Source organism: Streptomyces lacaronensis (assembly GCF_047337785.1).
GTDB lineage: Bacteria > Actinomycetota > Actinomycetes > Streptomycetales > Streptomycetaceae > Streptomyces > Streptomyces lycopersici.
Genome location: NZ_JBLHDK010000003.1, coordinates 850,912 through 861,289, shown reverse-complemented (window position 1 = coordinate 861,289; position 10,378 = coordinate 850,912). Strand labels below are relative to the sequence as shown.

Annotated in this window: 7 protein-coding genes; 4 read left to right on the top strand and 3 right to left on the bottom strand. The window is 71.6% G+C overall.

Annotation, left to right across the window (positions count from 1 at the left end):
- The first annotated feature begins 1,106 nt into the window (after positions 1-1,106).
- The gene (locus tag ACMTAK_RS05000; protein ID WP_413805006.1) at positions 1,107-2,954 is read left to right on the top strand and encodes a non-ribosomal peptide synthetase; all 1,848 of its coding nucleotides are present in this window, start codon (positions 1,107-1,109) and stop codon (positions 2,952-2,954) included.
- A complete protein-coding gene (locus ACMTAK_RS04995; protein ID WP_413805005.1) occupies positions 2,951-4,261 on the top strand; it encodes a condensation domain-containing protein in 1,311 nt (436 codons plus the stop codon). The genes ACMTAK_RS05000 and ACMTAK_RS04995 overlap by 4 nt, the downstream gene beginning before the upstream one ends.
- A 15-nt stretch (positions 4,262-4,276) precedes the next feature.
- Here the strand turns inward: ACMTAK_RS04995 and ACMTAK_RS04990 are convergent, their stop codons facing one another.
- Positions 4,277-5,053 (bottom strand): SDR family NAD(P)-dependent oxidoreductase, encoded by a 777-nt coding sequence (locus ACMTAK_RS04990; RefSeq protein WP_413805004.1) that lies wholly within the window; start codon positions 5,051-5,053, stop codon positions 4,277-4,279.
- Between the two features lie 260 nt (positions 5,054-5,313).
- Between ACMTAK_RS04990 and ACMTAK_RS04985 the strand changes: the two genes are divergently transcribed.
- A complete protein-coding gene (locus tag ACMTAK_RS04985) occupies positions 5,314-6,135 on the top strand; it encodes an alpha/beta fold hydrolase (protein ID WP_413805003.1) in 822 nt (273 codons plus the stop codon).
- Between the two features lie 75 nt (positions 6,136-6,210).
- Here ACMTAK_RS04985 and ACMTAK_RS04980 read toward each other — a convergent pair whose 3' ends face one another.
- Entirely contained in the window at positions 6,211-7,236 is a 1,026-nt protein-coding gene (locus ACMTAK_RS04980) for a sugar phosphate isomerase/epimerase family protein (protein ID WP_413805002.1), read from the bottom strand.
- Between the two features lie 136 nt (positions 7,237-7,372).
- On the opposite strand from ACMTAK_RS04980, the gene ACMTAK_RS04975 reads away from it, so the two are divergent.
- Positions 7,373-8,479, top strand: a complete 1,107-nt coding sequence (locus ACMTAK_RS04975) for a Gfo/Idh/MocA family protein (protein WP_413805001.1) — start codon at positions 7,373-7,375, stop codon at positions 8,477-8,479.
- 165 nt (positions 8,480-8,644) lie between these two features.
- Here ACMTAK_RS04975 and ACMTAK_RS04970 read toward each other — a convergent pair whose 3' ends face one another.
- Positions 8,645-9,922: an ROK family transcriptional regulator gene (locus tag ACMTAK_RS04970; protein ID WP_413805000.1), complete on the bottom strand. Its 1,278-nt coding sequence runs from the start codon at positions 9,920-9,922 to the stop codon at positions 8,645-8,647.
- Positions 9,923-10,378: the final 456 nt, after the last annotated feature.

Genomic DNA, 10,378 nt, shown 5'->3' with positions numbered 1-10,378 from the left:
GGCGAGACCGGGCTGCGGGAGACGGTGGAGCAGATCACCTTCTCCGCACCGTCCATTCCGGTGGTTTCCGCGGTGACCGGCAAGCTTCTCGACCCCTCGGAGATCGCGAGCCCCGGCTACTGGAGCCGCCCGGCCGAGGCACCGGACGGACTGGAGGACGGCGTACGGCTGTTGCGCGACCGGGGCGTCACCGGCTTCCTCGAGACCGGCCCGGACGGCGTGCTCAGCCCGGCGGTCAGCGGCGTCCTGGCCGATGTCGACGACCGGGGCTGGGTGACCAGCGTGCTGCTGCGCGACCAGGGCGACGCCTCGCGCGTGCTGAGCTTCCTGGCCGAGGCCTATGTGGGCGGCGCGTCGGTGGACTGGACAGCGGTGGCGGCCGGCTCCGGTCGGCACCGGGCCGGACTGCCCACCTACCCGTTCCAGCGCCGTCGCTTCTGGCCGTCCGCGCCGGCTGCGGCCGGGGCGCATCCGCTGCTCGGGACGGCGGTCGAACTGGCCGACCCCGCCCAGCAATGGTTCGGCCGGACGGACGTCACACCGGTGCTGTCCGCCGGTGCGCGCGCCGACTGGGCGGTGGCCGCCGCTCGCGCCGTCGGTGCGCCGCCCGCGCTGCGTGACCTGGTCTTCCCGGAGCCGGCCACCGAGTCGGTGGGGCCGGCCGCGGTGCAGACCGCGGTGCGTACCGGTGCGGTGCCGATGCGGATCGCCGGGTACGTCCGTGCGTCCGGCGCGTCCGGTGCCGGCTGGACGGCGTACCTGGATGCGGAGATCGCCGAACCGCAACCGGCCGACGACCTCCCGGACCGCGCCGACGGCGGTCTGATCCAGGTCATGGGCGACTCCGCCGCCGAGGTGCTCGACGGCTGCCTCCGGCTGGCCGCCGCCGGGGGGAGCGTGGCCGCGGCCGAGCGGCTCGAGCTCTTCGACGACGTGCCGGCGGAGGTCTGGTGCCGGGTGCGCGCTCGCGGGGACCTGAGCGACCTGGACCTGGTGTCGGCCGACGGCGCCCCGGTCGCGCGGATCACCGGCCTGCGGTTCCACCGGACGGCGACGGCATGACCGAGGCACTCACCCACGATCCAAGCCCAAGGAAAGGTTGTTCCATGTCGAACCTCGATGCCGTCAGCCCGGTGCTCGCGGTCATTGAGCGTCATGCGCAGACCCGGGGTGACGCGCCCGCGATCATTGTGCCGGGCGAACCGGCCGGGCTGAGCTACCGGGGCCTGTCCGGCCGCATGCACGCCGTCCGCGCGGCGCTGACCGGGCTGGGGGTGCGCCCCGGGCACCGGGTCGCGGTGGTCCCCGGAGAGGACGCCGACAGCGCCGCGCTGCTGCTCGGCGTGGTCGCCGCCGCGGCGTGCTGCCCGGTCAACCCGCTCTGGTCGGCCGCCGAGACCCAGGACTACCTGGACACGCTCGACGTCGCGCTGATCGTACTGGCCGACGGAGCCGGAACCGCCGCCCCGCAGCAGGTGGCGGCGGCCAAAGCGCCGGCGGTGACGCTCCGGTTCACCGGCGAGGACGTGGTGGTGGAGCCGCAGGGCGGCGGCCGCCCGGCCGAAACGGCGGCGACCGGGCCGTATCCGGACGAGGCGGTGCTGCTGCGGACCTCGGGGACGACCTCCATCGGCAAGGTCGTGTCCCTCAGCGCCGCCGGTGTGGTCGCGGCCGCCCAGGCCACGGTGGACGCCTACCACCTGACCGACTCCGACCGCCGGTTCAACATCATGCCGTTCTTCCACGTTCAGGGCCTGGTCGGTTCGCTGATCGCCTCGCTGCTCCCGGGCGGCAGCATCGTCTGCGCGCCGGCCCCGGACCCGGCCACCGCACTGCGGCACGCGCTGGACAGCGAGGCGACCTGGCTCTCGGCCACCCCGACCATGCACCGGCTGATGGTGCGGCACGTCCCCCGGGACCGCGAGTGGCCCGGCCCGCTGCGCTTCGTCCGCTGCGGCTCCGGAGCCCTGACCGCGGGTCTGCGGGCCGAGCTCGAGGCCGGCTACGGCCTGCCGGTGGTCGAGTCGTACGGGATGTCCGAGGCGCACCAGATCGCCTCGACCCCGCTGCCGGGCGATCCGGGCGCCGCCGGGCTCGTCCCCACCGGCTCCGAGGTCGCGGTCCTCGACCAGCACGGCCAGGTCAGCACCGCGCCGGACGCGTCCGGCGAGATCGTCATCCGCGGCGCCAACGTCATGCACGGGTACGTGTGGCCGCCCGGCCTGGAGTCCCCGTTCGTTCGCGGCGGCTCCGCCGGCGACACGGAAGGGGCCGGCTGGCTGCGCACCGGTGACCTGGGCCGGTTGCTGCCGGACGGCTCGTTCCTGATCACCGGGCGGGTCAAGGAGATGATCAACGTGGGCGGCGAGAAGGTGTCGCCGTTCGAGGTGGAGGCCGCGATGTTGAACCATCCCGCGGTGGCCGAGGCGGTCGCGTTCGGCATCCCCGACCCGGTCCGCGACGAACAGCTCGGTGCCGTGCTCGTCCTCAGGCCGGGAGCGACGCTGGGTGACGAAGAGTTCCGGGCGTACCTCGGGCAGCGGCTCGCCCCGGTCAAAGTTCCCCGGTGCTTCCTGCGCCGCGCGGACATCCCGGTCGCCGAATCCGGCAAGATCCAGCGTGGCTCGCTGGCCGATGTGCTGGCCGAGGAGCTGACCGCGGCCGAGCCGATGGCGGAATCGGACGGGCGGACCGCACCCCGGACGCCGGTCGAGGCCATGGTCAAGGGGCTGTGGTCGCTCGTGCTCAAGCGGGAGGACATCGGCGTGGACGACGACTTCATGGCCCTGGGAGGGGACTCGATGGCGGGGATGGCGCTGCTGAGCCTGGTCGAGGACAGCCTCGGCGTGGCCATCACCCCGGCTGAGCTCTTCACCGACATCACGACCATCGAGGCGATGGCCGCGGCGATCGGCGAGCGGACATCCGGCACCACGAGGGGAGCCGACCGATGACCGAGTCGGACAAGCACCGGCTGATGGTGCCGGACGACAAAGTCCTCGCCGGTGGCCTGATGAGCGTGCCCATTCTCTACCGGTTCCGTGGACCACTGGACCGGGCCGCGCTCAGCCGTGCGCTCGACCGGGTGGTCGACCGGCACGTGTCGCTGCGGATCACGTACGAGCGGGCCGGTCTGCGGAGGCTGCGCGAACACGTCCTGCCACCCGGCGTTCACCTGCCGCTGAGCGAGACCGTCGTGTCCGAGCCGGCCGAGGCCGAGCGGCTGATCGCCGCGCGCATGGCAGAGATGTTCGACCCGGACGGCCTGCCGCTCACGGCCGACCTGTACCGGCTGGCCGACACCGAGCATCTGCTGCTGATCAACGTGAACCACCGGGTCACCGACGCGTGGTCGAACGCCCTGATACGCCGCGACCTGGCCCGGTTCTACAACGCCGAAACCGGTGTGGCGACCGAGCCGCTCCCCGCCGTCGAGTGGTTGCCCGGCGACTACTACGCCTGGCGGGACGCACGGCTGGCCGGTGAGCCGGGCCGTCGCCACGCCGAGTACTGGGATCGGCAGGCGCCGCGGCTGAAGTGGGCCGGGCTGCGTCAGCGGGCGGAGAAGTTCGGCGAGCGGCGGCCGCCGTCCAGAGTGGTCGATATCGCGTTCGCAGCCGACGATGTGGCCGCGCTGCGGGAGCTCGCCACCGCCGAGCGCACCACGTCGTTCGCAGCGCTGCTGGCCCTGTGGTTCGGCGTGCTGCACGCGGCGACCGAGGAACTCGGGCTGGTGGTCTGCTCGATCCACGCCAACCGGATCCGCCCCGAGGCCTGGAACACCGTCGGGCAGTTCGCCAATCTGACCTATCTGCGGGTGGACCTGCCCTCCGAGCCCACGTTCCGGGACGTGCTGCGGCTGACCCGGACCGCGTCCCTGGAGGCGATGGCCCACCAGGAGTACCCGGTCTTCAATGTGGTGACCCACCCCGGCACGACGCCGCGGACCGTGTCCCGGGCCGGCGAGGTGGCGTTCAACATGCTGGCCACGCCGCCGAACGCGGACGGCGCCGCCGTGGCGGACTTCAACGGCCTGGAGGCGGTGGCGCTGCCCTTCCCCGCCGGTGTGAGCAGCCACTTCGACCTGGAACTGTTCATCACCCCCCGGCCGGACGGGCTGAGCGGCGTGCTGCGCTGGGCCGAGGGCGTCTACGAGCCGGAACTCGTGGCCGCTTTGGCGGACACATACGCGTCAATGGTTTCGGCAGCGGCACAGGACCCGGACGTAGCGCTGTCCGGTTTCCGCAAACGCTTCCGATGAGCCCTTCGCGGGCACTCAGCCGATCATGAACTGGCCGCCGTCGACGTGAATGGCGGCGCCAGTGATGGCCGCGGACCGCTCGGCCGCGAGGAACGCGCACGCCCAGGCGATCTCCGCGGGCTGCGGCTGCCGCTTGATCGCGACGGTCTCCCGGGCGAACCGCTCCGACCGCCCGGGAGTCATCCCCGGATGGGTCTCCAGGTCGCGGACGGTCTCGGCGAATCCCGGGTTGATGTCGTTCACCGTGATCCCGAACGGCCCGAGGCTGCGGGACAGGGAGCGGGTAAGTGTCCGCAATCCGCCCTTGGCGGTGGAGTGGGGGATCCGGGTCGGGCCGCCGATCCAGCCGTCCGGCCCGTTCATGTGCACGATCCGGCCCCAGCCGCGCTCGCGCATCCCCGGCGCGAACGCTTTGGCGAGGTACCACGACGCGGTCAGTTGCTGGTTGAGGTGGTGGTGCCAGTCCTCGTCCGTCGTCTCCCAGAAGTCCTTGTGCAGCCGCCGGGCGGCGTTGCTCACATAGATGTCGACGCGCCCGAACGCCTTTTCCGCCCGGGACTTCAACTCCAGCACCGTCGACTTCTCGGCCGCGTCGCCGAGCACGACGACGGCCTTCGCGCCGAGGGCTTCCGCCTCGTCCTTGACCTGGTTGGCCTCGTCCGCGTTCGACCTCGAGTTGATGACGACGTTCGCGCCGCGAGCGGCGAACTCGAGGACGATCGCCTTGCCGAGATTACGGCCGGAGCCGGTGACGAGCAGCGTCTTCCCGGCGATCCCGAACTCATCGGTCATGTGGTGCTCCGCCTCTCTCCTGGCATCCCTGGCCTTGGTGGTGGTGCCCGCCGGCTCAGTGGCTCGAGGGTGGAGGATGGGGCAGGGATCGTCGAAATCATAGGCGACGATACGAAGTTGAGGCGAGGATCTTGCTCAAGTGGTCGCCAACCTCTGGTTGACTTTCCCGTATGACCTCATCGGCTGATCTGGATTCCGCCGCGCCGCCCGCGTGGTACACCGCCGCGCTGGCCACGCCGGTCACCGAACATGAGATCACGGTGGCGGGTACCCCGATCGTCTATCGGGCCTGGGGCGAGCCGACCGGGCGGGGCATCGTACTCGTGCACGGGGCCGCCGCACATTCTCGCTGGTGGGATCATGTCGGCCCGCTGCTGGCGAGCGGCCGACGGGTCGTCGCGCTGGACCTGTCCGGGCACGGCGACAGCGGAAGGCGCGACGCGTACGGCCTCGAGATCTGGATGCGTGAAGTGCTCGCCGTCATCGCGGACGCGGGGCTCGACGTGCCGCCGGTGGTGATCGGGCACAGCCTGGGAGGCGCGGTGACGCTCCGGCTGGCCGCGCTGTCCGGGCACCGCATCGAGGGGGCTGTCCTGATCGATTCTCCCATGATGGGCCCAGTGGCGGAGAAACGCGCGACGCGGGAACGGCGCACCTTCGGGGCGGCGACACGCCTCTATCCCTCGCGTGAGGCGATCGTCAGTCAGTTCACTCCCATGCCCAACCAGCCGGTGCTCGACTACGTGGCCGATCATGTCGCCGCCACGTCCATCCGCGAGGTGCCCGGTGGTTGGACATGGAAATGGGATCCCGCCATCTTCGCGCGGGAGCGGGTCGAAAACCCGTTGATCCGATTGGACTGCCGGGTGGCGCTGGTGCACGCCGAGCACGGCATCGTCTCGGCGGAACGCCGCGACGCCATGTATGACCAGCTCGGCCGGGCCGCCTCAGTCATCGAGGTCCCCGGCGCGAGACATCACATCATGCTCGACCAGCCCCTCGCGCTTGTCGCCGCGATCCGTACCCTGCTCTCCGACTGGGCGCATTCCCCACCGGGATCACCGGGCCGGAGCGAGCACTGATGGCCGCGAGCAGGCCTCGATCGCGCGCCGGTACGGCCGGGCGCGGGTATGCCCCGCGGCCCCGGTCGGCGGCGGTCACTGATTGCTGAAGGCGGAGTCGAAGGCCGCCTGCGGCAGGGGCCACAGCGCGGAACGGATCCTTGCCACGGCCTCGGCGGCGCCATGCAGCCGGTCCATCCCGGCGTCCTCCCACTCCACGGAGATGGGGCCGTCGTAGCCGATGGCGGCCAGCGCGCGGAAGGCGTCCTCCCAGGGGACGTCGCCGTGTCCGGTGGAGACGAAGTCCCAGCCGCGCCGCGGGTCGCCCCAGGCCAGATGGGAGCCGAGGACACCGGCGCGCCCGTTGGGGCTGCGCAGCCGGGTGTCCTTGCAGTCGACGTGGTAGATGCGGTCGGCGAAGTCGGTGATGAAGCCGACGGGGTCGATGTTCTGCCACATCATGTGGGAGGGGTCCCAGTTGAAGCCGAACTCGGGGCGGCGGCCGATCGCCTCCAGGGCGCGCACGCTGGTCCAGTAGTCGTAGGCGATCTCGGAGGGGTGTACCTCGTGCGCGAAGCGCACGCCCTCGGCGTCGAACACGTCCAGGATGGGGTTCCAGCGCCGCGCGAAGTCCTCGTATCCGTCGTCGATCACCGACTGGGGCACGGGCGGGAACATCGCCACATACTTCCAGATCTTGGAGCCGGTGAAGCCGACCACGGTGTCCGCGCCGAGGCGGCGGGCGACTCGCGCGGCGCGCTTCATGTCCTCGGCGGCGCGTCGGCGGACACCCTCCTCCTCGCCGTCGCCCCAGACGGACGGCCGCAGGATCCCCTGGTGGCGGAAGTCGATCGGGTCGTCGCAGACGGCCTGGCCGCCCAGGTGGTGGGAGATCGCCCAGACCTTCAATCCGTACCGGTCCAGGAGGTCCAGTTTGGCCGGAAGGTAGGCGGGGTCCTCCTCGGCGCGCGCGAGGTCGAGGTGGTCGCCGGATGCGGCGATCTCCAGGCCGTCGTACCCCCACTCGCTCGCCCGCCTGGCCACCTCCTCAAAAGGCAGGTCCGCCCACTGGCCGGTGAAGAGAGTGATCGGCTGCCGTGCCGGTTGCGGGCTCTGAGTCATGCCCGGCCTCCTTGATTCTCGCGCTATGCTTTCGCTTATTCTGAGCAAAAGATACCGTCTGATCAACAGGTCTAAGGCATTCTTTCGCTCATCTGAGACGTTAGCTCCAAGAGGGGGCAGAGGGATGAGGTGTGCCATGAGCCAGCTTCGTGTCGCCGTCATAGGAACCGGCTTCATGGGGGCGGTCCATACGCGTTCCGCTGTCGCGGCGGGAGCAGACGTTGTCGGAATCGTCGGGTCGACTCCGGCCAAGGGCCGCGCTGCCGCCGAGGCGTTCGGCGCCGGGCGCGGCTTCGACTCGGTCGAAGACGTTCTGCGCCACGGAGTGGACGTGGTGCACGTGTGCACGCCCAACGCCACGCACGCGCGGTTCGCCCGTGCCGCGCTCACCGCAGGGGTCGCGGTGGTGTGCGAGAAGCCTCTGGCGACCGATGTCCCGACCGCACGGGAACTGGCCGAACTGGCGGCCGAGCGGGGGCTGGTGACCGCCGTGCCGTTCGTCTACCGCTACTACGCCTCCGTGCGGGAGGCCCGGGCCCGTCTCGCACGGCCGGAGCACCGGCCGCCGTGGCTCATCCACGGCAGCTACCTCCAGGACTGGCTCGCCGACGCGACGGCCACTAACTGGCGTGTCGACCCGACGGACGGCGGCGCCACGCGCGCTTTCGGCGACATCGGCGTCCACTGGTGCGACCTGGCCGAGTTCGTCACCGGCCAGCGCATCACGCGGGTGAACGCCGCCTTCGCGCGCGCGGTCCCCGCCCGGCCGGCGGCCGGCGGCGAACTGCGTCCCGTCGCGACCGAGGACGGCGCCGTGGTGCTGCTGGAGACCGACGCCGGCGCCGTCGGCTCCGTGGTGGTCAGCCAGGCTTCCGCCGGTTACAAGAACGCGCTGTCGTTCTCCTTCGACGGTCCGGACGCCAGCTACGCGTTCCGCCAGGAGACTCCCGAGTCGCTGTGGATCGGCGGCCGGGACCACAGCCAGGTCCTGATGCGGGATCCCGGCCGTCCGGGGGCACCCGTCGGCCGGTCGGCCGTCCTGCCGGCCGGACACCCCCAGGGCTACTACGAGTGCTTCGCCGACTTCGCCGCCGACGCCTACGCGGCGGTCCGCCAGGAGAAGGTGCCAAGCCTTCCGACCTTCGCCGACGGGGTGCGCGCGGCGACGATTACCCAGGCCGTCGTCGATTCGGCGCGAAGCGGGGGCTGGGTCGAGGTCGCCCCGGCGGCACAGGCCGTATAGCGTGCCCCCTGGCCGGCCGCCTTCCTCGGCCGCCGGCCTCACGGCCGCCCCTCCGGGGGCGGCGAGGGGCGGAGGAGTGCCCTGTGCCGAGCCGCCCGCGGACGCGCCGCAGCGTGCCGACAGGGACTCCGGCAAGGTTCGCGAACCTCTGGTGCCCGGTACGCTTCAGCGCTGTGGGCGGTCGGCGGATGCGGGCTCGGCGGCTTCGGTCCAGCAGGCACGGCCCCCACGCGGGTTTCCTCCAGGCAGCCACTGCCCCAGCATGTCCGGCTGCGTCAGTTCATCGACCGCCAGTGCGGCCGCGCCGATGACACCTTCGCACCCGTCCAGACCAGAACCGGTGATGACGAGTTCGTCGACGGCCAGGGGCAGGGAGCGCCGGGCCACGGTGTCGGCGACGGGAGCCCTGAACACCTCGCCGACCTGGGCCAGCAGGCCGGTGAGGTAGACCGTCGAGGGGTTGAAGACGCTGACCAGCGTCGCCAGTTGGGCGCCGACCAGCTCACCCGCTCTGGTGATCAGCTCGGTACACACCCGGTCTCCCGACCGGCATCCCTCGAGCACGTCGGTTACGGCCAGCGGCCCGCCCGAGGTGTCCAGCCGCTCGGCCAGGAAGGAGCTGCGCCCGCCGAGGGCCGCGGCACGTGCGTCTCGGCCCAGAGCCCATCCCCCTGCCAGGGCCTCCAGGCAGCCGTACTTGCCGCACCGGCAGCGGACGCGGGATTCCTCGGCGACGATGGTGTGGCCGAGGTCGCCTGCGGAGCCTCGCGCTCCGCGGTGCAGTTTGCCCCGGGAGATCAGGCCCAGGCCGATGCCGGTGCTCGCTTTCACGAGCAGGACGTTGTCCCCTGCGGACTGCCGGGTCCTGTCCCAGACGCCCAGCGCCATGAGGTTGGCGTCGTTGTCGATCCACACCGGCACGTCGTAGTGAGCCTCCAGCCGGTTCCGGAGGGGGAAGGCGTGCCAGCCGGCCATGATCGGCGGTTGGATCGCGGTGCCACGGGCGAAGTCGACCGGCCCGGGGACACCGACGCACACACTCCACAGGCGAGGGGTGAGTTGTGGCGTCAGCAGCTGGGCGGAGACCTGGTGCAAGATGTCCAAGGACGCCTCGGGGCCTGCCTCGATGTCCCAGGGCATACGCCGGTCGGCCAGGACGGTCCCGTCGAGGTCGGTCACGGCCGCGTGCAGTTGGCTGGCTCCGAAGAGCACACCGAGAATCACACCGCGGTGCGATGCGAGGCGCAGGGTGCGCGAGGGCCGGCCTCCGGTGGACGGCGCCGGTTCGCCCTCGGTCACGAGACCGGCCCTGATCGCGTGATCCACCCGCTGGGTGATGATCGTGCGGCCCAGCCCGGTGCGGCGGGCGAGGTCGGGCCGGGTGACGGCCGCTCCGCTTCTGATCAATCCCAGGATGAGCGAGAGCGTCTGGTGGTCGGTCATGCGGTGGCGTCTCCATCAGCCAGGCCGAGACGCCACCGGCGGTCACGACGTGTAGACGTCGTGCCGGGCCGGCGCTTGCTCGGCGAACATCTCGGCACCATGAGCTTATGGTCCGGCCGGTGTGCGTGGCGACCAGCCCGGCAACGGGCGCAGCCGCACCATCCGGGCCGTGCTGCGCACCGGCGACACGCTGCCGGCGCACGTCACCGGTGTGGACAGCTGAAGACTGCCCGTGACTTCGGATCGTCGGGCCCGGGGACGGCCCACCAGCTCCGAGTGGCCGACCACGACCGCGTGGGCGCCGCAGTAGCGCGACGCCTTCCCGGGCGGCCTTCTTTCCGTCGATGAGGGTGGTCATGAGAAGACGATGGTGTCGTTGCCGTGCCGGAGCACGCGGTCCTCCGCGTGGCTCGTTCACAGAGAACGAGGACCCTTCCGCGGGATAGCGGGAAAGGG